General features: G+C 28.1%; 20 protein-coding genes and 1 other annotated feature. Of the genes, 3 read left to right on the top strand and 17 right to left on the bottom strand.

Annotation, left to right across the window (positions count from 1 at the left end; all coding sequences use genetic code 11):
* Positions 1–135: 135 nt before the first annotated feature.
* The 6 genes from RH95_RS00590 to RH95_RS00565 all read right to left on the bottom strand — a co-directional run bounded on the left by RH95_RS00590 (position 136) and on the right by RH95_RS00565 (position 6,735).
* Positions 136–1,227 carry a PIN/TRAM domain-containing protein gene (locus RH95_RS00590; RefSeq protein WP_026038546.1) on the bottom strand — a complete coding sequence of 364 codons (1,092 nt, stop codon included), beginning with the start codon at positions 1,225–1,227 and terminating at the stop codon, positions 136–138.
* A gap of 33 nt (positions 1,228–1,260) precedes the next feature.
* Positions 1,261–1,743 (bottom strand): CarD family transcriptional regulator, encoded by a 483-nt coding sequence (locus RH95_RS00585; RefSeq protein WP_010242236.1) that lies wholly within the window; start codon positions 1,741–1,743, stop codon positions 1,261–1,263.
* A 258-nt stretch (positions 1,744–2,001) separates the two neighbouring features.
* The gene (locus RH95_RS00580) at positions 2,002–4,485 is read right to left on the bottom strand and encodes an ABC transporter permease (protein WP_010242233.1); all 2,484 of its coding nucleotides are present in this window, start codon (positions 4,483–4,485) and stop codon (positions 2,002–2,004) included.
* Positions 4,482–5,138, bottom strand: coding sequence for an ABC transporter ATP-binding protein (locus tag RH95_RS00575; protein WP_010242231.1), 657 nt, complete (start codon positions 5,136–5,138; stop codon positions 4,482–4,484). The genes RH95_RS00580 and RH95_RS00575 overlap by 4 nt, the downstream gene beginning before the upstream one ends.
* A gap of 83 nt (positions 5,139–5,221) precedes the next feature.
* Positions 5,222–6,094, bottom strand: a complete 873-nt coding sequence (locus RH95_RS00570; RefSeq protein ID WP_010242230.1) for a sensor histidine kinase — start codon at positions 6,092–6,094, stop codon at positions 5,222–5,224.
* Positions 6,082–6,735: a response regulator transcription factor gene (locus RH95_RS00565; RefSeq protein WP_010242228.1), complete on the bottom strand. Its 654-nt coding sequence runs from the start codon at positions 6,733–6,735 to the stop codon at positions 6,082–6,084. The genes RH95_RS00570 and RH95_RS00565 overlap by 13 nt, the downstream gene beginning before the upstream one ends.
* A 118-nt stretch (positions 6,736–6,853) precedes the next feature.
* Positions 6,854–7,095, top strand: a binding site (T-box leader).
* Between the two features lie 107 nt (positions 7,096–7,202).
* Between RH95_RS00565 and RH95_RS00560 the strand changes: the two genes are divergently transcribed.
* A complete protein-coding gene (locus RH95_RS00560; protein ID WP_010242226.1) occupies positions 7,203–8,483 on the top strand; it encodes an O-acetylhomoserine aminocarboxypropyltransferase/cysteine synthase family protein in 1,281 nt (426 codons plus the stop codon).
* 186 nt (positions 8,484–8,669) lie between these two features.
* On the opposite strand, the gene RH95_RS00555 is transcribed toward RH95_RS00560, so the two are convergent.
* Positions 8,670–9,899 carry a YkvI family membrane protein gene (locus tag RH95_RS00555; protein WP_010242225.1) on the bottom strand — a complete coding sequence of 410 codons (1,230 nt, stop codon included), beginning with the start codon at positions 9,897–9,899 and terminating at the stop codon, positions 8,670–8,672.
* A gap of 120 nt (positions 9,900–10,019) precedes the next feature.
* Positions 10,020–11,297: a bifunctional folylpolyglutamate synthase/dihydrofolate synthase gene (locus tag RH95_RS00550; protein WP_010242223.1), complete on the bottom strand. Its 1,278-nt coding sequence runs from the start codon at positions 11,295–11,297 to the stop codon at positions 10,020–10,022.
* Between the two features lie 121 nt (positions 11,298–11,418).
* Between RH95_RS00550 and brnQ the strand changes: the two genes are divergently transcribed.
* The gene (brnQ, locus tag RH95_RS00545) at positions 11,419–12,717 is read left to right on the top strand and encodes a branched-chain amino acid transport system II carrier protein (RefSeq protein WP_010242222.1); all 1,299 of its coding nucleotides are present in this window, start codon (positions 11,419–11,421) and stop codon (positions 12,715–12,717) included.
* 58 nt (positions 12,718–12,775) lie between these two features.
* Here the strand turns inward: brnQ and radA are convergent, their stop codons facing one another.
* From radA to fusA, 6 genes are all read right to left on the bottom strand, one after another.
* A complete protein-coding gene (gene radA / locus RH95_RS00540) occupies positions 12,776–14,137 on the bottom strand; it encodes a DNA repair protein RadA (RefSeq protein WP_010242220.1) in 1,362 nt (453 codons plus the stop codon).
* Positions 14,106–16,574, bottom strand: a complete 2,469-nt coding sequence (locus tag RH95_RS00535; protein ID WP_010242218.1) for an ATP-dependent Clp protease ATP-binding subunit — start codon at positions 16,572–16,574, stop codon at positions 14,106–14,108. Before RH95_RS00535 ends, radA begins: the two co-directional genes overlap by 32 nt.
* Complete coding sequence (locus RH95_RS00530) at positions 16,571–17,551, bottom strand: ATP--guanido phosphotransferase (protein ID WP_010242217.1); 981 nt, start codon at positions 17,549–17,551, stop codon at positions 16,571–16,573. The genes RH95_RS00535 and RH95_RS00530 overlap by 4 nt, the downstream gene beginning before the upstream one ends.
* Positions 17,544–18,050 carry a UvrB/UvrC motif-containing protein gene (locus RH95_RS00525; RefSeq protein WP_010242216.1) on the bottom strand — a complete coding sequence of 169 codons (507 nt, stop codon included), beginning with the start codon at positions 18,048–18,050 and terminating at the stop codon, positions 17,544–17,546. Before RH95_RS00525 ends, RH95_RS00530 begins: the two co-directional genes overlap by 8 nt.
* Positions 18,051–18,061: 11 nt before the next feature.
* Positions 18,062–18,514, bottom strand: a complete 453-nt coding sequence (locus RH95_RS00520) for a CtsR family transcriptional regulator (protein WP_010242215.1) — start codon at positions 18,512–18,514, stop codon at positions 18,062–18,064.
* A 281-nt stretch (positions 18,515–18,795) separates the two neighbouring features.
* Positions 18,796–20,856, bottom strand: coding sequence for an elongation factor G (gene fusA, locus RH95_RS00515; RefSeq protein WP_010242214.1), 2,061 nt, complete (start codon positions 20,854–20,856; stop codon positions 18,796–18,798).
* Positions 20,857–21,004: 148 nt separating this feature from the next.
* On the opposite strand from fusA, the gene RH95_RS00510 reads away from it, so the two are divergent.
* Positions 21,005–21,649: a DUF655 domain-containing protein gene (locus RH95_RS00510; protein ID WP_010242212.1), complete on the top strand. Its 645-nt coding sequence runs from the start codon at positions 21,005–21,007 to the stop codon at positions 21,647–21,649.
* A gap of 79 nt (positions 21,650–21,728) precedes the next feature.
* Here the strand turns inward: RH95_RS00510 and RH95_RS00505 are convergent, their stop codons facing one another.
* From RH95_RS00505 to RH95_RS00495, 3 genes are read right to left on the bottom strand one after another with little or no spacing between them, the layout of a single operon-like run.
* The gene (locus tag RH95_RS00505; protein WP_010242211.1) at positions 21,729–22,064 is read right to left on the bottom strand and encodes a hypothetical protein; all 336 of its coding nucleotides are present in this window, start codon (positions 22,062–22,064) and stop codon (positions 21,729–21,731) included.
* 12 nt (positions 22,065–22,076) lie between these two features.
* On the bottom strand, positions 22,077–23,510 hold the full coding sequence (locus RH95_RS00500; RefSeq protein ID WP_391527700.1) for a hypothetical protein: 1,434 nt from the start codon (positions 23,508–23,510) through the stop codon (positions 22,077–22,079).
* Positions 23,494–24,915: a sensor histidine kinase gene (locus RH95_RS00495; protein WP_010242204.1), complete on the bottom strand. Its 1,422-nt coding sequence runs from the start codon at positions 24,913–24,915 to the stop codon at positions 23,494–23,496. Before RH95_RS00495 ends, RH95_RS00500 begins: the two co-directional genes overlap by 17 nt.
* Positions 24,916–24,926: the final 11 nt, after the last annotated feature.

Below are 24,926 nucleotides of genomic sequence, written 5' to 3'. Positions count from 1 at the left end.
TAAATCATGTGAAAACTTTTCTCAAAGCCTTTTTACATTTGTAATAAAAACTTAATTATAAAGTACTATACTATTAAGAATAAAAATTATTTATAAAAAACTCTGCACAAATTTATATTGCACAGAGTCATTAAATTAATATTTTAATTTTGCAAAAATCATTTTACCTGCAGAAGTTTGAAGTGCACTTGTTACAATAACACTTACACTTTGACCAATAAAGTCCTTTGCATCTTCAACAACAATCATAGTTCCGTCATCTAAATAAGCAAGACCTTGATTTTGTTCTTTACCTTCCTTAACAATTAAAATATTCATTTCTTCGCCTGGAAGATATAGTGGTTTAACCGCATTTGCAAGTTCATTTACATTTAAAACTTCTAAATTTTGTACTTTAGCAACTTTATTTAAATTAAAATCATTAGTAACAATCTTCCCACCTAAATCAGTCGCAAGTTTTAAAAGTTTCGAATCAACTTCTGGAATTTCTTCTATTTTTCCTTTATATATAATAACTTCCACATTTTTAAGCGCTTGTATTTCTGCAACTGTATCGAGTCCTCTTCTACCTCGATTTCTCTTTAAACCATCAGCAGAATCTGCAATATGTTGAAGTTCTTCTAAAACAAAAACTGGAACAACAAGAGGTCCTTCAATAAATCCAATCTTAGCAATATCTAAAATCCTTCCATCAATAATAACAGAAGTATCGAGTACTTTTGGAATGCCTTCACCTGTTTTTATAACTTCTTTGGCTTTATTATTTCTTTTAACTGCCAAAGAATTTAAATCTTTTACCTTTTCTGAAATAGTGTCCCTGTTAGACATTCCAATACTTAGACCTAAATATCCAAGCATTCCATATAAAAGTATAGAAATTATTGCACCTACATAGGGAATTGGAATCTTGTATATAGGTTGAGAAATTAAAAACGCTATTATAAGTCCAAGAATAAGGCCTACCGCACCAAGGATAATTTCTGTAATAGATTTCTTTTGAATTCGTCTTTCCCAAAAAGCCAAAAGATCTTCCAAAGCCTTAAAAACTTTTGAAGATAGTAAAAAAAATATAAATCCAAATGATAATATAACAACAGTATTTATTGCTGTAACAAATCTTTGACTTCCAATGTTCTTTACAAATTCAATTTCTGATAAAATCGATACTACAAAAACACCTAATAATGCTCCCAATAAAGTAAATAGCACTTTAAATATTCTGGACACAATTCTTTGGTTCTTGCTAATAAAAATCCCTCCTTAACCAAAAATGGCATTATCAACTAATTTAGTTACTTCTTCCACCTCTTTATCAAAAACAAGTGCCATTTCTGAAATAATAATTTGCCTTGCTTCTGTCAAAATTTTTCTTTCTCCTGTCGATAAGGATTTTTTGCTATCCAAACTTTCTAAGCATTTTATAACATGAGCAATTTCTATCAAATCTCCTGATTTAATTTTTCCCAAATTAAATCTATATCTCCTGTTCCAATTTTTGGGCATAGAAACTTTTTCATCAGAAGAAAGCACTTCTAATATATTTTCCATAGTTTCTGTATCAGAAATTTCTCTTACTCCTATTTCTTCTGCATTTTTTACAGGTACCATAACCTTAAGTTCGTTAATTGGAAGACGCATTATGTAGTATTTGTGAACATTGCCAAGAATTTCTCTTTCCTCTATCGCAATTATTTCACCTGCACCATGCATAGGATATACAATCTTATCACCAATATTAAACATATTTTACCTCCTATTGTCCCTATTATTAGTATATCAAACAATTTTTAGAAAGTAAAATATTTTACTATATCATAGATTTTTATATTATGCAAAGACTTTTTTTAGAAAATCTTTATTTTTCAATTTATTAATTTAGTATAAAATTATATTGTGAAATCTAATAAAGATTTATGTGAAATTTTTAATCAAAATTATAAATTTATAATATTTTTAAATACTAAAAATAAATAAACCGAAGCAATGCTCCGGCTAAATAATTTATAAATCTCTTATTCTATCAACTAACGATTCTTTTGTATTCTTCTTATAAAAATATATTGTAAATAAAACTCCGATTAATATATTTGCTATATTTACTATAACAAGTGGCATTATAGTAAATTTATATTCAGCCCAATTAAAAGAGTTGAATAAATATCTCAGAATAAAAGAGTCAATTAAAATCATTAAAATAATTGAAAATACAAAGGAACTAATAGAGTAAATAAAACTTTTTTTAATCAGATATTTTTCAATATCTCTACTAGTCATACCAATAGATTCTAAAATCGAAAGATTAATTTTATTCTTCAAAATTTCTGTAGAAATAATATTTATAAAATTTAAAATTGATATTAAAAATAAAATTGACGAAATACTTAAACCAACAAACTCTACTAAATTTTTCATATTTTCAAAGGAATTTATCTGCCTATCTCTTGAATCATACGAAAAATCTGGATTATTTTCCAAACTGCTTAATAGTGAATTAAATTTCTTCTTATCTGACTCTTTCACATCAAATCCAAAACTCATTATATTATTATTTTTCATAAAATTTTTATAATTTTCTGGAGAAATATATACATATAATTCTTCTAACTTTTTATTTTTCTCAGTTATCTCTGATGTTCCATCCTCTCCTATTATTAAGAAATATCTAAGTCCATTGGCAAAATTGTAATTCATCTTTCCCATTACTTTTAAAATAATTTCATTTCCCGAATAATTTAATTTAATCTCGTCCCCGACTTTACATTTAGATTTTTTATTTTCAAGTTCCCCTATTAATGCATAATTTCCACTATTCCATTTCTCTTTGTCAAATTCTCCTTCAACAAAGTTTTCCTTTTCGATTAAATAATCATCAATTCCAAATACTATTGGAGAAAGTTTTTTCTTTTCTATTTTTATTTTAGGATAATTGATTTCACTTCCAGCTGAATATATTAAACCTCCGCCAATATAACCCTCTTCATTTTTAATCTCTTCAATATATTTTTTATCTAACTTACCCTCACTATCATAATACATATATCTAAAATATCTAGGAGTCGCAACATTATAATCAGTAATTATTACATCAGAAAGTCCTTTTTTTATATTTATGTTACTTGTGTATGAAATAACACTATTTAAAATAATTGATGAAAGTGCCATTGATAAAATTATGGAAACAAATCGAAACTTGTTTGAAAAAATCTGCCTTCTTACAAGTTTATTAATAGAAATATTCTTACTTTTTATATTTTTTATTTTCACATTCTCTGCACTTCTGCTTGCTTCTATTGGACTTATCTTCTCAGCTTTTTTTGCAGGTCTATTTGAAGAAATAAGAACTGTAATAACTGAAAATAAAATTGAAAAAATTATTACCAATAAATAAATTTTTAAATCAAAATTTATACTTGCTAACATAAAATTATTTTCAAAAACTTTTTTCAAAATAATTTTTCCTAACAAAAATCCCGCTAAATTCCCAATTACAACAGAAGGAACTAATAAAATGACACCCTGTAATTTTACAAGTTCTTTGGTCTGTTCTCTTGTCATTCCAATAGTTTTTAAAAGTCCATAAAATTTAATATCTTCATTAATTGAAATCTCAAAAATATTATTTATTATTAAATATCCTGATAAAAATACAATAAAAACAAAGAATAAGATTGGCAAAAATATTTTATAATCAAAATTATCATCATTAGAAAAATATGCAAAATTTACACCAATTTTTAATTCCTTTTTATTATCATCTGACATATCATTCACAACATTATATCCACAATTATTTGCAATTTTTGTAAGTTTTTCTCTTATTCTAAAAGAATTTTTTAACATAACTTGCATATCTTTTGAGTTGCTCGGCAAATTTAATGAATCTGCGTAATCTTTTGAAACATAAAATTGTCCAACACCAACATTTGAATCAATAGAATTTTCAAAAATTCCCGAAACTATAAACTCATCAGATTTTTTCTCCAATACTTCAAATCTATTAGGTTCTAAAATTTCATAATTTAATTTTATTTTTTCTCCAATTTCCCCTTTATATCCCAATTTTTTCAAGGTATTTTTATCTGCAAAGATCTCTTTAAAATTTTTAGGAGGTCTACCCTCTACATTTTCTATTAAATCCCATTTAAATCCCAAATCATCTTGATTTGAAATTTCTGCCATAATTTTATTATCATCAATTATTCCAACTTTAGTCCTAATAGAATAATTTTTTATATCAGAATTTTTTGAAATAATTTTTATATCTTCATCTCTTAAATTTTTAAAAGATCCATGGCTAATTGTGCCAACAGATTTCATAGTTTCAAATTCCATGCTCTTTAAAATTCCAAATACGACTGCAAAGATAGTTGTAAATAAAATTGAAGTTAAGATAATAGCAATCATTAATATATTTCTTCTAATCTTATTTTCCTTCAAAATATTCTTCGCAATTTTTCTTATAAAACTTTTATTATTTACTTTCATAACAACTTACCATCTTCAATTCTTAAAATTTTTTCCGCCGATTGAGCTACTTCATCATCATGAGTAATCATTAAAATTGTATTTCCTAGTTCTTTGTTTATTTTTTTAAGAAGGAATACAACTTGTGAAGACGACTTTGAATCAAGGTTTCCTGTAGGCTCATCTGCCAAAATAACTGATGGTTTAGTAACTAGTGCCCTTGCAATTGCCACTCTTTGCTGTTGCCCTCCTGAAAGTTCATTTGGCATTTTATAAATTTGATCTTTTATCTCCAAAATATTAATTACATAATCAACATAATTTTCATCAATCTTTTCTCCATCAAGTCCAAATGGCAAAACGATATTTTCATAAACATTCATCATTGGAAGTAAGTTATAATTTTGAAATACAAAACCAATATTTCTTCTTCTAAAAATTGTTCTCTCGTCATCTTTTAAATTATAAATATCTACATCATCAATAAAAACTTTTCCACTTGTAGGATAATCAAGTCCCCCAATTAAATGAAGTAGTGTCGATTTACCTGAACCTGATGCCCCAATTATAGAAATAAATTCACCATTTTTAACTTCAAAAGAAACTCCATCTAATGCCTTTGTGATCACTTTATTTTTTTCATAATATCTCTTTAAATTTTCTACCTTTAACATATTTCACCTCACTTTTATTCTAGCAACCATTTCTTACAAAACTCTTTCAAAATTTCTTACAAAATTGTAAGAAAAAAGACTTCTCACAAAGGGAAGTCCACTTCAAATTTTATTTTATTACTATCTAATATCGACTTTATAGTTCCACCTTGTTTTTCAATTATTTCTCTTGTGATAAAAAGCCCAAGACCAAGTCCATCTTTTCCAATTGAATTTTTTCCTCTGTAAAATCTTCCAAAAATTTTTGCACTATCATCTTCATTTAATTTATCACAATAATTTTCTATATCAAGATTATAATTTAAATAGGATTTATAAATTTTTATATCAATTTCAGAATTTTCTGGTGTATATTTAATCGCATTTTCAATTAAATTGTGTATAGCTTCCTTCATCCATCTCTTGTCGACATTTAACCTTAACTCTTCAAAATAAAAATTAATTTTTAAATTTTTTTCATCAGTAAAAGCTTTTAATTCATCTATGACCTCTGCAACCAAATTAGCAAAATCCTCTTCCCTCTTGCACAAATTTATAATATTTGACTCAAGCCTCGAAGACTTAACTAAACTTTCAATTAAAAATTCTAATTTCCTCAACTCTTCATCCATGATTTCCATATACTCAAGTTTATTTTCTTTTTTCATTAAATTATTATACAAAACTAAATTTGCTATTGGTGTTTTTGTCTGATGTGAAATATCAGAAATCAATTTATTAGTTTTTTCTTTTTCATCATTAATTCTACTTTCCCGAACTGCATTTGCTCTTAAAAATTTAAGCACTTTGCTCTTTAATTTTGAAATTTCTTTTTCATCAAATCCAAAAAAATCAAAATTATCACCTTCAATATCGTCAATAAACTTAGAGAAGTCTTTTAATTCTCTTCTAAGTTTTAAGTCATCAAAGGTTAAAAATAAAACTGTAAACATTAAAATAACAATCAAAATTTCCACTTGTAACCAACTCCAAATATAGTTTCTATGGGATTTAATGGTTTTAATTTTGATCTGATTCTACTAATATTCACACTAAGAGTATTTTCATCTACAAAATTAAAATCACTATCCCATATTTTTTCAACTAAAATTTCCTTAGCGATTATTATATTTTCATTTATAATTAAGTAATAAATTAAACTTCTTTCTATTGGAGTAAATTCAATTTTCTTATTATCTTTCATAAAAATGTTTTTAGAAAAGTCAAAATAAAGAGATTTCTTGCTATAAACTTTTTCGTCAAAAGTCTTATTTTTCTCTATTAATCTTGCAATCTTTGCCTGTAAAATTCCCAGAGAAAATGGCTTTGTCATATAATCGTCTGCGCCAAAATTAATTGCAGATATTATATGTGTTTCAAAATCAATTGCAGACAAAACAATAATAGGTGTACTTGAAAATGTCCTCATATATCTTATAAATTCGAGCCCATCTCCATCAGGTAAATTTAAATCAAGCAAAATCAAATGAACTTCATTTAAAAAATTTTTCGCATCTGCAACTGTAAAAACAGACTCTACATCATAACTTTCTTTTAAAGCAATTGAAAGCCCTCTATTTAAATTCTTGTCATCTTCAATAATTAAAATCTTTTCCATAATCTCACTTCTTTTATTATCTATAAAACAATTATAACATTATAATCTTAGATAAATTTTTAAAATTCATATTTTATATTTAGGCTTGACAAATTTTAAAAACTTATTTATAATCCAATCATAGACTTTGAAGAGGAGAGTACATTGTAAAAGTTTCTACAGAGAGGTTTCGTTTGGTGAGAGAAATCGAAATGGATACTTTGGAACATGGCCTTGGAGTCTTCGCACCGAGACTTTTGTTTAGACTGCGATAGGTACGCCTGTTATAGCGTTCGGAGTATGTTGGTACTCTATGAGGTTATTTTAGCGATAAAATAATAAAAAAAGGTGGTAACACGAAGTTTAGCTTTCGTCCTTTGTTGGACGGAAGCTTTTTTTATTTCAATAAAATTTTTCACCTTAAATATTTTTTTAATCCTCTTTGAGATGCCGATATAGTTTTATAATTAAACTTTAGGAGGAAAACTATGACAAAGAAAAATTTAGGAACAATATGTGTTCAAGCAGGATATGAACCTAAAAATGGAGAACCAAGAGTTCTTCCAATAATTCAATCTACAACTTTTAAATACGATTCATCAGAACAAATGGGAAATTTATTTGATCTAAAAGAATCCGGTTATTTTTACACAAGACTTGCAAACCCAACAAATGACGCAGTTGCAAATAAAATCGTAGCACTTGAAGGCGGAGTTGCAGGAATTTTGACATCTTCAGGACAAGCCGCAAACTTTTATGCACTTTTAAATATTTTAAAATCAGGCGACCACATTATTTCTTCTTCAGCAATTTATGGTGGCTCTTACAATTTAATTGCCCACACTATGAAGGATATGGGAATTGAATCAACTTTTGTTGATCCAAACATTTCTCTAGAAGATTTAAATAAAGAATTTAAAGAAAATACAAAAGCTGTATTTGGAGAAACTCTTTCCAATCCATCATTAAAAGTTTTAGACATAGAAACTTTTGCAAAGGCAGCACATGAACATGGAGTTCCTCTTATTGTGGACAATACTTTCCCTACACCAATATTTTTAAGACCTATTGAATGGGGTGCTGATATTGTAACTCACTCTACTACAAAATATATGAACGGTTTTGCAAATTCAGTTGGTGGAGCAGTAATAGATTCTGGCAATTTTGATTGGTCAAAATATAAAGAAAAATATCCTGGACTAACTGAACCAGATGAAACTTATCATGGAGTCACTTACACTGAAACTTTTGGAAAAGCTTCATACATTACAAAAATGACTACAACATTAATGAGAGATCTTGGAAGTATTCCATCTCCTCAAAATTCTTTTTATTTAGGAATTGGACTTGAAACACTTCATCTAAGAATGCCAAAACATTTTGAAAATGCCCTTGTTGTTGCTAGATTCTTGGAAAAAAGCGAAAAAATTTCTTGGGTTTCTTTCTCTGGTTTAGAAAATGATTCACAATATAAATTGGCTCAAAAATATCTTCCAGATGGATCTTGTGGTGTAATTTCCTTTGGAGTAAAAGGTGGTAGAGATGTAGCTACAAAATTTATGGACAACTTAAAACTTGCATCAGTTGTAACTCATGTTGCTGATTCAAGAACCTGTGTACTTCATCCTGCAAGTACAACTCACCGACAAATGAATGATGAAGAACTTTTACAAGCAGGAGTAAAACCTGATTTAATTAGATTGAGCGTTGGTATAGAAGATGCAGAAGATATAATAAGAGATATAAAACAGGCACTAGAAGTACTTTAATTAGATTTAATAATTTAAAAATTATAAGCTTTCTTCGACTATAATAAAATTACTAAAAAATAATAATATTTGTATTTTTACAGATTTTAAGATAAAAATCTGTAATTAAGTAAAACTTTGAAATCAAAAAAAGACGGACTATAATTCTTTTTTATAAACTATAGCCCGCTTTTTATTTTTTATATTTTAACTATTTTTTTCCTCTTCAAGTTCTTCTTTTACAGCTTTCTTTATTTTTTCATTATCTATTATTGAAGATTCTGCAAGCTTGTCTAATTTTTCTTTCTCCTTTTTACCAAAATTTTCATCATCATCTAACTTTTTTCTAGTTAAATCACTTATCTTAGACCTCTTTTTATTCTCATGCTTTATTTCATCTCTTTCTTTTGACCATTCTATTACAAGAATAATTATTAGAACAAGACCTAAATATCCAAGTATAGGATATAAAATTGACATTAATTTTTTAAATCCGAAAAAAGAAAGACCAAAACCTAAAAGAGTAAATATAATTAAATTTCTTTTGAACTTTTCTTCTGTTAACGAAAGCCTTCTAGCAGCTGAATAAAAAAGCGAAATAGATGTGTTAAATATCATCCCAAAAATAATAAAAGACATTGCTATTCCCATATAGGGATTGACTTTATTTAGTATAATTTGCATTGGAATGTCTGCATCTTTTACGTCGTTAATTGAAAGAAAAAGTGTAATTCCAACAAGTCCAGTTAGGATTGATACTAAAGCACCGCCTAACATTCCTCCAACTCTTGCTTGAGAGGAATCTGTTTTGCTACCGCCTAATACAAATGCCATAGAAACGCTGCTTATCATGCAAAGTCCAAAGTAATTTATAGTAGATAATACTACATTTGGAAGTGGTGAACTTACACTTTTACATATAGCATCTAAATTTTCAAAATTTGGATTCGAATTTACAATTGTAAAAATCGCACCAATTAATGTGAATACTAATACTAATGGAGTGAAAGATCCAATGACTTTAGTCACTTTATCGAAATCAAGCATACCAACTACAATAATTAAAATTGTACATATTAATGAACCTACCCATGGCTCTAATCCAAATTGTTGATTAAGATTTGAACCTGCTCCTGCAAGCATTACAAATCCCATTAAAAAGCAATTTAGAATTAGTGAAAAATCCATAAACTTTGTAAATGATTTTCTAGAAACTTCTTCTAGTACATCAATATGACTTTTTGCTATAAAATGACTTCCAAGTTGCAAAATAATTCCACCAACAAATATGTGAAGTATGGCAATGCCAACTAATCCAAAAAATCCTGACTTTCCAAAAGATGTAAAATACTGCATAATTTCTTGGCCACTGGCTAGTCCTGCTCCTGTTAGAACTCCTACATAGGCAAATATTATGCTAATTGTTTTTTTATTCATGAATTCTCCTTAATTTTTCATTTGCATTTAACTTAACTTTTACATATTATCACAAATTTAATATTTTACAAACTTTTGTCAATTTTAAAGCAATATAATAAACATACTTATATTTTTAAGCTAATTTATTTCATCCAAAATTATTTTTCTTATGTCTTTTATCAAATAAAGTGAACCACACCAAAGAATTAAATCTCCTTTTTCTGCAATTTCAAAAGTTTTTTTCACTGCCTCTCCTCTATTTTTAATAGCAAATACTTCTTTATCTGAAATCTTTTCAAATTCACTATAAAGAGATTCTACATCTGTAAATCTTTCATTATCTATCTCTGTCAGAACTATTTTATCTGCAATATTCTCAACTTTCTTTAATATATTCAAATGGTCCTTATCTTTTAAAAGACTAAATCCTAAAATTAACTTATTGTACTTAAACTTTTTTATATTTTCTACCAATTTTTCAATTGAATCTAAATTATGCGAGCCATCAATAACAATTAGTGGGTTTTTTGAAAGACATTCGATTCTACCTAAATTTTTTGCTTTTTTTATACCCAATTTTATTTTTTCATCATTTAAATTATATTTTTCTTTTAATGAATCTAGAACCATTAAAGCAAGAGATGCATTGTAAACTTGATGCTCTCCAACTAAACTTATTTCTACATTTTTATAATCTCTAAAGTTAAATTTACTTCCAAACTCATCAGAACTTAAAATTTCAATTTCATTTTCTTTGAATTCATTAAAAATAGAATTTTTTTCTCTACATATTTTTTGAAGTTCTTCCTTTGCTTTCTGATCTTGGGGGTAACTAAACACATTTGAATTTTCTTTTATTATTCCCCCCTTCTCGCGGGCAATTTTTCCAACTGTATCTCCTAATATGTTTGCATGATCAAGAGAAATATGAGCAAAAACTGGAATTGATTTTTTCATTACATTAGTGGCATCAACTCTACCGCCCATTCCAACTTCCATTATAGCAAAATCAACGTCTTTTCTTACAAAATAAATATATGCAATTGTAGTTAGTATTTCAAATCCACTTACAAAAATTTTTTTCTTATCTAATAATTCAACTTTTTCTTTTACTTCCTCTGCTATTTTTGCAAAATCCTTCTCTGAAATTTCTTCACCATTTATTTCTATTTCTTCACAAATATTTGTAATATAAGGAGATGTAAATTTACCAACTTTATAATCATTTTCTTTTAAAGAAGATGATATAAAACTTGCAACTGAACCCTTCCCATTAGTTCCTGTTATGTGAATAATATTTAATTTATCTTGAGGTTTTTGAAAAAATTTCAAAAGTGTCCTAATATTATCAGTAGTAAATTCACCAAGAGGTATATTTCTGTTTTCTAACCAATCAACTAATTTCTTGTAATCCATTAATACCTTCCTTTCATTATAAAAATATTATCAAAATTTTTAATAGTAATCAATATTTTAGTGTGTCAAATTCTCTTTAAATGTGGTAGAATGTTAAAAATAACTAAATGGAGGTAAAAAGATGAACAAAGAAATTCGTGCGAAAGATTTATTTGTAATTGGCTTTGCACTTTTTGCAATGTTTTTTGGAGCCGGCAATTTAATCTTTCCACCTTACTTAGGTTTAATATCAGGTCACCAATGGTGGGTTGGATTTTTGGGATTTACAATAACAGATGCAGGTCTTGGACTTCTAGCAATTATTGCTCTTTCTAAATATGATGGTAATTTAAATGCCTTGGCATCAAGAATCAATAAAACTTTTGCAATTATTATTTCAACTGCTATTATTTTATGTATTGGACCTTTTTTGGCAACACCAAGAACTGCTGCTACTACTTATGAAGTTGGAATCCTTCCAATTTTTGGAGAATCTGTTAATAGATATTTATTTTCTGTAATATTTTTTATCGTAGTTTTTCTTTTAAGTATTAGGTCAAGTAAAGTAGTTGACATCATTGGCACATTTTTGACTCCATCTTTACTTATTTGCATGATAATACTTATCATAAAAGGAATTATAAGTCCAATAGGAAAAATTTCTGAAACTTCAATGATAGATAATGTTTTGCAAAGAGGTATCACTGATGGATATCAAACTATGGATGCTTTAGCTGGATGCATGTTTGCACTTGTAGTTATAAATGCTGTAAAAACAAGAAATTATTCTTCACAAAAAACGGAAATAAAAGCAACTATACTATCTGGTATAATTGCTGCTGTGTTTTTAGCACTTATTTACGGAGGACTTCTATACTTAGGTGCACAAACTTCTACACTTGGAATTTATGATGTGAGTACTGATAAAACTAGTCTTCTTGTAGACATCACGAATACAACTTTAGGTGGCGTTGGTGTTTATATTTTAGGAATTATAACTGCTCTTGCATGCCTTACAACTGCAATTGGATTAATATCTGCTACCGGAAATTTCTTCCACGATTTAAGTAAAGGAAAAATTTCCTATGAGGCTGTTGTAATTATCTGTTCAATTGTATCTTGTATAATTTCTATGCTTGGAGTTAACCAAATTATAAATATATCCGCTCCAATACTTGAAGTTCTCTATCCTTGTACTATGACAATTGTGCTTTTAGGATTATTCAATGAAAAAATAAAAGATGATATAGTTTTTAAAATCCCTTCATTAGTTTCACTAATTTTTGGTTTTTTATTTGTACTTCAAGAAAAGGAACTTCTTGGAAAATTTGGTCAAACTTTAGAATCTTTTCCACTTCAACAATTTGGATTAGGATGGGTTTTCCCAATGCTAATTGGGCTCTTAGTTTCAATAATTATAGCCAAATCTAAAGAACTTTAATAATTTTAATAAAAAAGATCTGTTATAGTTTTTTTTCTACAACAGATCTTTTTTTAGCTTAAAAAATCTTTTGAATTAATTCAGAAATATTTGATACTTGTATAATTTGTAAATTTTTATAATTTTCTTTTTTTACATTTGCATATTTAGAAATATAAGCTTTTCTAAAACCCATTCTCTCAGCTTCTCTAAGTCTAATATCTAGAGCTGGAATATTTTTAAGTTCTCCTGTAAGGCCAACGTCTGCAACAAAAACTGTGTTAGACTCAACTGGCTTATTAAAAGTTGATGATACAATAGATACCATTACAGATAAATTTGATGCTTGTTCTTTTAATTTTATTCCACCTGTGGATTTAACTACAATATTCTTATCTAAGAATTTAATTCCTGCTCTTTCTTCTAAAATCGAAACTAAAGTATTCAAATGTTCTCGTCTTATACATTCAGAAATTCTAGATGGATATGGCAAAAAAGTTTTTGATGCCAAAGCCTCAGTTTCAAGTATAATTGGTCTTGTTCCCTCTCTTATCACTGAAAGTGATGACCCTGCAACTTGTTCATTTGTTGCTCTTTTTGTCATAAAATATTCAGAAGGATTGTCAATTGAAATCATTCCTTTTTCTGTCATAGAAAAAAATCCAATTTCTCCAGTAGAACCATATCTATTCTTTGTAGCCATAAGAGATCTCAAATCTTCTGAAGAATCCCCTTCAATTAATAAGACTGTATCCACTAAATGTTCTAGACTTCTAACTCCAGCAAGTTCATCTTGTTTTGTCATTTGTCCCACTAAAAAAACCATCCTAGGTTTATCTATATTTTTTGCAACTTCAGTCATCTTATAAGCACATTCCATAGTTTGAGTTGGTGTACCAGGCCTTTGGGAAAACTCATCGAGAGTAAATGTTTGTATTGAATCAATAATTATAAACTGAGGGTCAATCTTTTCAACTTGATCTAACACTGAATTTAGAGAATTTACAGAATAAACCCAAATATTATCTGAAAGTTTATTCAAAATTCTTTCAGCTCGCATTTTTATTTGAGTTTCAGACTCTTCTCCAGAGGCATAAAGCACTCTTATTCCCTTCTCTGCAAGATCATTTGCAACTTGCATAAGTAAAGTTGATTTACCTGATCCAGGCTTTGCAGTCAAAATACTAACAGAATCATGGACAATTCCACCGCCCATGACTCTATTAAACTCCTCAATACTTGTTACAACTCTTTCATCTGAAGAAGACTTAACAGACTTTAATTTAAGAGCATCTTTTTTTATTTTTTTATTTCTAACTGAATCTTTCTCATCTTCTTTTTCTTCTAGGGTATTCCAAGAATTACAGTTTGGGCATTTGCCAAAAAATCCTTGTGAAATATATCCGCATTTACTGCACTGATACACTATTTTCTTTTTCATTTTTAGATTTTTTATTCCTCTTTACTTTATTTATCTGAATTTTTTTGTACTTGACATCTACTGATATTTCATCGCCTGATTTTATATTTCCCTCTAAATATTCATCAGCAACCTTATCTTCAATTAATTTTGTAATAGTCCTTTTAAGTGGTCTTGCTCCAAATACTTTATCATAACCTTCTTCAACTAAGAAATTAATTAATTTATTTGTATAACTTGATTTAATTCCCATTTCAGATAATCTTACATTTAAATCTATAAGCATATTATTAACAATTTCTTTTATTTCAGTCTTTTCTAAAGTTTTAAATATTACTACATCGTCAACTCTATTTAAAAATTCTGGTCTAAACTTTTCCTTTAAAGACTCATTTATAATATTTTTCATATTCTCAAATTCACTTTTCTTTTCAGATGAATCAGAAGTAGAAAAACCGAGCACTGAATTTTTAGCAAGTAAATTTGCACCAGCATTAGAAGTCATAATTATAACCGTATCTTTAAAACTAACTGTCCTGCCCTTTGAATCAGTAAGTCTTCCTTCGTCTAAAATTTGCAAAAGTATGTTGAAAATATCTGGATGAGCTTTTTCAATCTCATCAAGTAATATTACTGAATAAGGATTAGTTCTCACTGCTTCAGTTAATTCTCCACCCTCATCATATCCAACATATCCAGGAGGAGATCCAACAAGTCTTGATACCGTAAACTTTTCCATATATTCAGACATATCAAATCTGATCATATTTTCTTCCCTTCCAAATAAATTTTTAGCAAGACTTTTTGCCAAGAAAGTTTTACCCACACCTGTTGGCCCAACAAAAATAAAAGAGCCAATTGGTTTATTTGGATCTTTAAGTCCAATTCTTGAACGTTTAATTGCTTTAGCAAGAGTTTTTACAGCATCATCTTGTCCCTTTACATCTTCTAAAAGTTTTTTGTCCAAATCTCTTAACTTTTCTGTTTCTTCTTCAGTCATATCTGTAACTGGAACTTTTGACCACTCTGAAACAATATTTGCAATGAGATCAGGTGTAACTTCCTTTTTAGATTCTTTTTCTTTAAACTTTTCTATTTCTTCTTTATATTTTTCTTCAACTTTTCTTTGCTCATCTCTTAAATTAGCAGCAAGTTCATAATCTTGATTTTTTACAGCTTCTGATTTTTTATTTTCAATTTCTTGAAGTTCTTCTCTAAACTCATCTTCAAATTCTGGAACTTTAAAAGATTCAATTTTTAATTTAGAACTTGCTTCATCAATTAAATCAATAGCTTTATCAGGTAAAAATCTATCATTTAAATATCTATCAGAATATTTTACAGCAGCTTCTATAGTTTCCTTTGGTATAATAACATGATGATGCTCTTCATATATATCCTTTAGCCCTTCTAAAATTTTTATAGAATCAGATACACTTGGCTCATCTACCATAATTGGCATAAGTCTTCTTTCAAAGGCAGTATCCTTTTCAATTTTTTGTCTATATTCAGAAATTGTTGTGGCACCAATGACTTGTAAAATTGACTTAGTTAGCATTGGCTTTAAAATATTTGAAGCATCCAAAGAACCTTCTGCTGAACCTGCCCCAATAATAACGTGCATTTCATCAATAAATAAAATTATATTTTTATTTTTGCTGGCTTCATTTGTTACATTCTTAAGTCTTTCTTCAAAATCTCCTCTATATTTTGAACCTGCAATAAGAGCAGAAATATCTAAAGTTAAAATAACTTTATTTTTCATAACTTCTGGAACATTTCCTGCCACAATTTCTGCAGCAAGTCCTTCTGCTATGGCAGTCTTACCAACACCAGGTTCTCCAATTAAAACAGGATTATTTTTAGTTCTCCTAGATAAAACTTGAATAATTCTTTTTATCTCTTTATCTCTACCTATGACTGGATCAATTTTTCCTTCTTCAGCTTTTTTGTTTAGATTCGTAGTATATTTTTCAAGTTCTTCAGAAGAAAATCCTAAATCCTCTTCATAATCATCATAATCTTCCATATTATTTAAAATATCATTTTCAAGACTCATTATATCTATACCAAGTCTTTTTAAAACTAATATAGCAACACCTTGTCCTTCACGCAAAATTCCAAGCAAAAGATGTTCTGTTGAAACTGTAACTTCTCCCAAATCCTTTGAAATGTCAAATGCTAATTCAAATATTCTCTTAGTTCTAGGCGTATATGCTATACTTGAAACAACAGGACCTTGACCACTACTAACTATATCAAGAGTCGCTTCCTTTGCCTTTTTATAATCAATTCCCAACTTTGAAAGTATATGAGCTCCATTGTCAGTCCCTTCTCTGATAATTCCAAGAAGGATGTGCTCAGACCCTATATATGAATGTTTTTGCTCTCTTGCCTCCTGTTGTGCAAATAAAATAGCTTTTTGGGACTTCTCACTAAATCTACCAAACATACTCATTTGAAAACCTCCTTCATGAGAGCTCTCGATTTATTTGCCCTTAAAATATCTCTAGACTTCAGGTCTAAAATCGAGCCTCTCTCAATTTGCAAATGTCCATTTCTAAGTTTCATAATCTCATCATAAAAATCAAAATCTTTCTTTGATTTTAATATTGAAAGCTCAATTCCAAGATTAATCATACTCATGGACTGCATCATCTCTTCTTCCGATAAAACTCTTGCATTTGCAAGAACTCCAAAGGATCTATTTACCATATCCTCAAGAGTAATAATATGATCTAAATAAAGTTTTTTCCTATTTTCCATTTCAACATCTGAAATTTCTTTTGTTATAACTTTTAATTTTTCTATATAAGACTTTTCTTCTTCTCCAAAAGTGGATTCAAAAGACAAAGTATAGATACTTGCCAAGGCTCTATTAGAACTATCTCTATAAGAACCTAAAACATATCCAAGTCTTGAAAGTCCTCTTGCCATTTCATTTATTCCAAAATAATTTATTGCCGGCAAATACATTATAGTAATTGGTTTAAATCCAGTGCCAGAATTTAAGACGTTTGAACTTAAATACCCAAAATTTGAATCAAAAGAAAAATCAATATCATCTTCTAGTTCAGATTCCAAATCATCAATTTCTTTATACAAATCATCAATAGAATCAGTCCTCGAAAATTTAGAAATTTCAATATGTTCCTCAGAATTAACTAAAATATCAGGAAAATCTTCTTTTTCATAGAATCCAATATTCTTACCATCAACAAAATTTTTACTAAATCTTCCTTCTTCAATATATTCTAATTTTTTTAGCGAAGATGCACTTTCTATTTCAGTTTTTTTATATCCTTGTTTTTGAATAATAGGATCTAAAAAATCCAAGTTTCCTTTTAATTCATCCTCATTCATCTTATTAACAAACTTCTTGCCATGTATATTTCTGTATAACTTTATCTTGTTTCCTAAAATAATTTTAGACACTTACATCTTCCTTTAATTTTTTTATTTCATCTCTTAACTCTGCAGCTTTTTCATACTCTTCCAAATTAATTGCAAGTTCTAGTTTAGATTTTAAATCATCTAACTTTCTGTTGTAAATTATATAAGATTCTGCATTCTTAGGTATCTTTCCTCTATATCTAAAATCTATATTAATTGTTTTTAAATATTTCTTTATTTCTTCGCCAAAAGATTCATAGCACTTTGGGCATCCTAAAGTTCCAGTATTTTTCAATTCTGAAAATTTAGTTCCACAAAATTCACAAGCTATATCTTCTTCATCATAATAATTGGCAGTAAACTTAAATATATTTTTAAGAGCATTTTCTAGTTGTGGAATAATATTCTTATACCCTTGAAACTCCTTTTTTAATTTCTCTTCAGCGCAAACCTCGCATAGATGCACCTCTTCAATTTCATTATCATTTATCTTTGTATAAGAAATAACTGATTCTCTCTCTTTACAATTGTCACATAACATAAAAATTCCTCCTAACTGAAAATAACAAGCAGCATATTTTTTAACAAATCTGCTCTAATCTTATTTTTATTTTCACATTGACTAAGTGCTCTATCTGAAAGTGCAACTTTCATAAGCTCAAATTCTTTCTCAGTCACTTTCTTAAGTCTTAAAAGCTCTTTCAAAAGGTCATCAGAATTATTTTTTGTAATTGAATCGCCTATAAAATTTAAAAAAGTATCTAAAGTGTCATCATCATCTTCAAATTTTACTTTTACTATTCTAATATATCCACCCCCACCTCGCCTGGACTCAACATAATATCCCTTTAAAGGTGTAAATCTAGTAGTTAAAACATAATTTATCTGTGAGGGAGCACAATTAAAATGATCTGAAATTTTCGATCTCTGTATCTCAACTACTCCACCAGATTCAAAAATAAGTTCATTTAAAAAATCTTCAATGGAGTTAGAAAGTTTTGCCATAGTACCATTCCTTTGACTATCTTTGTCTTTTACTTTATAAAAGTTTGACTATCTTTTACTAATTACAGTTTAATATAAATCACCCTTTTTGTAAAGTATTTAGTTTCTAAGTTTGCGCAAGTGAATCTTTCAATCAAAAAACAAAATATTAATAATAAGTTAATCCTATTTATATAATAAATGATACAATAATTTTAAAACTCAAAATTAAAAATATTTAAAAATTTAAAAGTAATTATAAAAAAGACTGAGCTATGCCCAGTCGAAAAATTTATTTAAATTTATTTTTCTGATTTTCTTTCTTCAACAATCTTTTCTGCAATATTTTGTGGAACATCTTCATACCTTACAAATTCCATACTAAATGTTCCTCTACCTTGAGTAAGAGATCTAAGGTCAATGGAATAAGTGAAAAGTTCTGCTTGTGGTGCTTCGGCAATTAAAACTTGTGTGCCATCATTTTGTTGATCCATTCCAAGAATTCTGCCACGTCTTTTGTTCATATCACCCATTACATCTCCGAGATATGCTTCAGGAATAGTTACTTCAACTTTCATTATTGGTTCAAGTAAAACAGGATTTGCTTCTTGCATTCCCTTTTTGAAAGCTAAATTTGCAGCAAGTTTAAAACTCATCTCATTGGAATCTACATCGTGATAAGATCCATCGTATAAAACTGCCTTAAAATTAGTCACAGGATATCCTGCGAGCACTCCTTTTTCTTTAGATTCTATAATTCCCTTCTCTACTGCAGGAAAATAATTTTTAGGAACTGCTCCACCAAATACTTCTTCGTCAAATTCGAAATCTTTTTCAGATGGTTCAAATCTAATCCAAACATCTCCATATTGACCTGCACCGCCTGATTGTTTCTTATGTTTTCCCTGTACACTTGCTGTCTTTCTAATTGTTTCTCTATAAGGAATTATAAATGGAACAATTTCTACTTCAACTCCATAAGTGTTCTTTAATTTTTCAAGAATTACATCAAGTTGAACTTTTCCTTGTCCACCAATTGTCATTTGTTTAGTTTCTGAATTTCTTTCTATTGAAAATGTTGGATCTTCTTCAGCAATTTTTTTAAGTGATTGAGATAATTTTTCTTCATCACCCTTAGTCTTAGGTTCAATTGCGTAATATAAAACTGGAGTAGAATATTTTAATTTTTTATACTCAACTATATGATTTTTGTCGCATAAAGTATCTCCTGTAATTGTCCTTACAAGTTTAGTTGTAGCACCAATATCTCCAGCGTGAATCTCATCTATTTCAATTTGTTCTTTACCTCTCATTCCATAAAGACCGCCAAGTTTTTCACTTTCTTCTGAATTTACATTATATATAGGTGTATCTTTCTTTAAAATGCCAGATATAACTTTAAATATTGAAATTTTTCCAAGGAATGGATCAGAAATAGTTTTAAATACTACTGCTGCAAGAGGATCTTTTTCAGAAACTTTTCTTTCTTCTCCATCTTTATATCTAAATCCTAAATGCGCACGAGTATCATCTGGTGATGGCATATAGTTTACAATTGTATTTAATAAAATATCAATGCCAATTCCCTTTTCACCACTTCCAACAAGTAGAGGAACTGCATCACCTTCAAGAAGAGCAGTTGTAACTCCTCTCAAAAGATCTTCTCTTGTAAATTTTTCTCCAGAAAAATATTTTTCCATTAAAACTTCATCAGATCCTGCAACAACTTCTGCAATTTCCTCATACATCCTTTCAGTTGCCTTTACTTGATCATGATTTAATTCTGTTTCTTGCGGAGCTGAATCGACATATTTATAACCTTTTTGAAAAATAACATCAGTTACGCCTACAAAATTTTCTCCTTCACCAATTGGAACAGAAAAAGGAATTACTTTTTTACCAAAAGCAGCTTCAAGTTCATCCATTAACTTTCTAAAGTTGACATTTTCACCATCAATTTTATTTATAAAAATAATTCTTGGAAGTCCAATTTTTTCTGTATACTTCCAAGTTCTTTCAGTACCGACTTCAATTCCCTTTGTTGCATCTATAACCATTATTGCTGCTTCACTTGCTCTTAATGCACCATGAGCTTCTCCAACAAAATCTAGAAATCCTGGAGTATCTATTACATTAACTTTGTAATTTCTCCATTCAATAGGAATTATTGATGTTCCAATTGATGTTCCTCTTTCCTTTTCTTCTTTTGAAAAGTCTGAAACTGTATTCTTATTAGAAACATTTCCAAGTTTTTTAGTTGCTCCACTCTGGAATAACATAGCCTCAGTTAGGTTAGTCTTTCCAGAGCCAGAATGCCCCACAAGAGCAAGATTTCTTACCTTATCTGTTGTATAAACTTTCATTGTTCTCCTCCTAATATGTAAATTTTTTGAAATCGTTTCTATAAATAAATTATAACACAGATTTTACTATTTGAAAACTGTGTAAAAATATCAATTTAGGGTATTAAACTTTTGAAATTATTATTTATTAAATAGAAGTGTGATATAAATGAATTTTAAATTTTTTAAAAAAGATAATATTGTTTACATAATTATTATTGTTTTATTTTTAATAATTGGATATCAATATTACGAAAATAAAAACTATGAGAAATCAGAATTTCTAGATATTAATACTGCTGAATTGTCTTCTAATAAAATTAAAAGTAAAAATTCTAATGAAGTTCTAATTGGAAAAGAAGAAGAAGAAAATAAGGAAATAATAATTCATATTTCTGGTGCAGTAAAAAATCCTGGCATATTAAAAATGGACTCTTCTAAAAGAATAGTAGATGCAGTCGAACTTGCTGGAGGAGCAACTAACGATGCAGACCTAGATAGAGTTAATCTTGCTGCTAAACTTCACGACGAAGAAAAAGTTTATATACCAAAAGTTGGAGAAGAAAATAGTAATAATTTAGTACCAACAACGTCAAGTGTGAATTCAAATCATAATGGCACAGAAAAAATAAACATTAACAGTGCCGATTCATCAGAACTTCAAAAGATTCCTGGAATTGGCGAAAAAACTGCCCAAAAAATTATAGATTATAGATCTAACAATCCTTTTTCATCAATAGAGGATATTAAAAATATTGATGGCATTGGAGATAAAAAATTTGAATCTATGAAAGAATATATCTCTATATACTAAATTTATCTTACTTTTAAACTCAAGATATTAAATAAAAAAGAAGCACAAAGTGCCTCTTAAAAATTAAATAATCTTGAGTTTATTTTTTTCTATTATTTTTTGGATATCTATTTTTGTCTGAACTTGCAACTCCAATAATAAGAGCAAAAATAAGTGATACAAGACCAGATGAAACCCCAACTACAAAAACTATAATATTATCAAGACTACCTGGATCGAAAAGTTTATTTATCACCATAAATAGAGAAATTATCCCTACAAATACTAGAGCAAGTCCTGGTAAATACTTAATAAACTTTAAATCTTTTGCTGCAAAATTTACTATAAATGTTAGAAAAATTCCTATTAAAATTGCACCAACAGTTAGGAGCAAATAAGTTGAATTTTCCATCACTATTTCCATAATTTTATTCATTCTACACCTCGTTTATTTAGATGACAATTCTTTTTGCCAAATATTTGAATAGCGACCTGTCGCCCATTCTGTCATAATAGTTGAAGCTTCATTTCCAATTTCTCTTTCAAAAATTGGTTTAGGTAAAATTTTGTTGTCCTCTATATTATATATTCTAATGAAATTATTTTCCAATGTTATTAAAAAATTACTGTCAGGAGATACAAATCCATCTTTGATATTTGATTTAAAATTTTTAATATCTGACATGGGAATATTTATCTCATTGTATTTATTAACTTCATATGGTAGAACTAAATTTAAATCAAAATCGTTAAATTTATTATTTTCTAAATTTACTCTACCTTTTAATTTCCAAAATCCATTGTTTCTATAAATACCAACATTATAGGGATCTTTCTTTAAAGCTTCAATTTTTTTGCCTTCATGTTCTAGAGTTTCTTCATTTAAAAAGTCCATATAACTTAATGGCTTGTTATCTTCTAAATTATCTACCCTATAAATTCTAAGATTTCTTTCATTTGTATCCCTATTTAAGCTTTCTATATTGATAAAATTATTAGTAATAAAATTTATTGTCTTTAAAGTATTATCTTCTTTTAATTCTTCAGTATCTTCTTTTACAATATCTAAATCCTTATTTTTTACTTTGGAATTATTAAAATCTTTTACTATAACTCTATCGGAAGTTTCATCACCTTTAGATTCTCTTTGAACGCTTATCTCCGAAAATCTATCTTTTCTTGGCAAAATTATATTGTTCATTTCATACACATTTTCCAATTTTAAATCAGAAAATTTTATATATAGAGTTTTGTAATTCCAATTTGGTACAGTTAAATCATTTCTAATTTTAAAGCCAATTAAAAATCCTTTATCGCCAGTGTAATCAAATAAATTTCCCCTAGATAATACATCGTCTTTTTTTGAAAGAATATAATTATTAATTTCATCATTTTTTATCTTATTATCAACAAGTTTAATCTCAAGCATTATTCCATTGTCAAATAAAAGAGCTGTATTATCACTTGTCTTTATAACTTCATAATACACATCGCCATTTAAATTTGAATCATATATATATGTCGTATATACATTTCCATCTTCTATACCCAAATTTTTGTAATCTATATTAAATTTTTTGTATAAATATTCTGAGAGCTTTACATATTTAGTCTTATAACTTACATCTTCAATATAATCATTCGCAAGAAGAACCTTATCATTACTAAAATACAAGTCTTCTCCTATTATATCTTTAAATAAAAAATTGTCTTGATTGATTTTTTTATTGTAAATAAATTTTGTAATTGTCCACTTTCCATAAAGAGAAGGTTGCCCTACCTCTGGTCTTTCAATATTAGTCCCTTGAGGGGTTAAAAAAGAGCAGCCTGTCAAAAAAATAATTAAAATTAAAACTATAATTTTTTTATTCAACTTTTTCACCCTCTCCCTTAGGAATTTCTATTGGTATTGAAACTTTTACAGTAGTCCCTATTTTTTCCTCAGAAAATATTTCTAGACTTCCATTGTGAAGTTTAGTTATTTCATCGCTAATAGAAAGACCAATACCACTGTGGCTCTTGGAATGCTTTCCCTTATAAAATTTTTCTTTTACATGAGCAATTTCTTCTTTTGTCATTCCCATTCCATTGTCAGAAACTAACATGATGACATTTTGATCTTCGCAATACATTTGAAATTTAACCCATCCCTTATCTGATGTGAACTTTATAGCATTATCCAATAAATTTATTAAAAGTTGTTTTATTCTGTTTTCATCAGCATACAAAAGTACAACCTCTTCTGGAAATTCAGTTATAAATTCAATATTATTTGACTTTGCCCGAGGTTTCATCTGTTTTGAAATATCTATACATGTTTGTGAAATGTCAAAAACATCTTTGTCTAAAGTTATTCTTCCAGAAATATATCTAGAGAAATCCAACAATTCTTCAACCATTTTTGCAAGTCTATCTACTTCATTTTCAATTATATTTAGTCCATCTTCGATTAAATCCTTTTCATCATCTTTTGCATCTTTTAAAACAACGGCCCAACCTTTTATTGATGTCAAAGGAGTTCTAAGTTCATGTGAGATAGATGAAATAAAATCATTTTTTATCCTATCTTTATTAATTATTTCATCACTCATAGCATTTAAAGTTTCTGCCAACTCTCCAATTTCGTCATCTCTATAAATTTTTGCCTTTTCTTCATAATTTCCTTTTAACATCTTTTTAGCTACCTCAGTAAGTTCCAAAATTGGTTTTACTATTGATTTAGAAATTAAAAGAGATACCATTGCAGTTATAAATGCAACAAATAAAGTAAAAATAAGAAGAGTTATAACAGTTTTTAAAATAGCTTTATTTGCTTTTTCCATTGAAGAAATAAATCTAAGGTACCCAACATTTTCTCCTTTATTATTTTTTATAGGACCAGTAACTGCCATTATAGACTCTCCAGTTTGAGAATCTTCACCACGCCAAGTCTTTATCTCACCCTTCTCTGCTGCTAAAATATCTGACGTATTGATTTCATTTGGTGATACTCTTCCAATAGAATCTAAAAGAATTACTCCATCATTATCTAAAATTTGGACTTCTGCATTTGTGTTGGAAAAAAATATATCACTGTCTTCGTAGATTAAATCTTCAATTGATTTATCAGAATAATCTCTTCTATAAATTTCTAGAGATAATTCCATTCGAGAAATAAGTTCCTTAGAAATATTATTGTAATAATAATAACTAAAAACAAAGAGCAAAAATATATCTATAATTGAAATTGTAATTAAAATAACTATTAAAAAGCTTTTAACTAGCCTTTTCCCAATTTTATTTTTCAATTATAGACACC

Source organism: Peptoniphilus rhinitidis 1-13 (assembly GCF_000246925.1).
Classification (GTDB): Bacteria; Bacillota; Clostridia; order Tissierellales; family Peptoniphilaceae; genus Peptoniphilus_A; species Peptoniphilus_A lacydonensis.
The sequence above is the reverse complement of the archived record's forward strand: the minus strand, read 5'-3'. Positions and strand labels throughout refer to the sequence as shown.

Bases quoted from the DNA above. Each gene is read 5' to 3' on its own strand.
- RH95_RS00585 (WP_010242236.1), bottom strand. From the start codon at position 1,743: ATGTTTAATATTGGTGATAAGATTGTATATCCTATGCATGGTGCAGGT.
- RH95_RS00580 (WP_010242233.1), bottom strand. From the start codon at position 4,485: ATGAAAGTAAATAATAAAAGTTTTATAAGAAAAATTGCGAAGAATATT.
- RH95_RS00575 (WP_010242231.1), bottom strand. From the start codon at position 5,138: ATGTTAAAGGTAGAAAATTTAAAGAGATATTATGAAAAAAATAAAGTG.
- RH95_RS00565 (WP_010242228.1), bottom strand. From the start codon at position 6,735: ATGGAAAAGATTTTAATTATTGAAGATGACAAGAATTTAAATAGAGGG.
- RH95_RS00560 (WP_010242226.1), top strand. From the start codon at position 7,203: ATGACAAAGAAAAATTTAGGAACAATATGTGTTCAAGCAGGATATGAA.
- RH95_RS00555 (WP_010242225.1), bottom strand. From the start codon at position 9,899: ATGAATAAAAAAACAATTAGCATAATATTTGCCTATGTAGGAGTTCTA.
- RH95_RS00550 (WP_010242223.1), bottom strand. From the start codon at position 11,297: ATGGATTACAAGAAATTAGTTGATTGGTTAGAAAACAGAAATATACCT.
- brnQ (WP_010242222.1), top strand. From the start codon at position 11,419: ATGAACAAAGAAATTCGTGCGAAAGATTTATTTGTAATTGGCTTTGCA.
- radA (WP_010242220.1), bottom strand. From the start codon at position 14,137: ATGAAAAAGAAAATAGTGTATCAGTGCAGTAAATGCGGATATATTTCA.
- RH95_RS00535 (WP_010242218.1), bottom strand. From the start codon at position 16,574: ATGAGTATGTTTGGTAGATTTAGTGAGAAGTCCCAAAAAGCTATTTTA.
- RH95_RS00525 (WP_010242216.1), bottom strand. From the start codon at position 18,050: ATGTTATGTGACAATTGTAAAGAGAGAGAATCAGTTATTTCTTATACA.
- RH95_RS00520 (WP_010242215.1), bottom strand. From the start codon at position 18,514: ATGGCAAAACTTTCTAACTCCATTGAAGATTTTTTAAATGAACTTATT.
- fusA (WP_010242214.1), bottom strand. From the start codon at position 20,856: ATGAAAGTTTATACAACAGATAAGGTAAGAAATCTTGCTCTTGTGGGG.
- RH95_RS00510 (WP_010242212.1), top strand. From the start codon at position 21,005: ATGAATTTTAAATTTTTTAAAAAAGATAATATTGTTTACATAATTATT.
- RH95_RS00505 (WP_010242211.1), bottom strand. From the start codon at position 22,064: ATGAATAAAATTATGGAAATAGTGATGGAAAATTCAACTTATTTGCTC.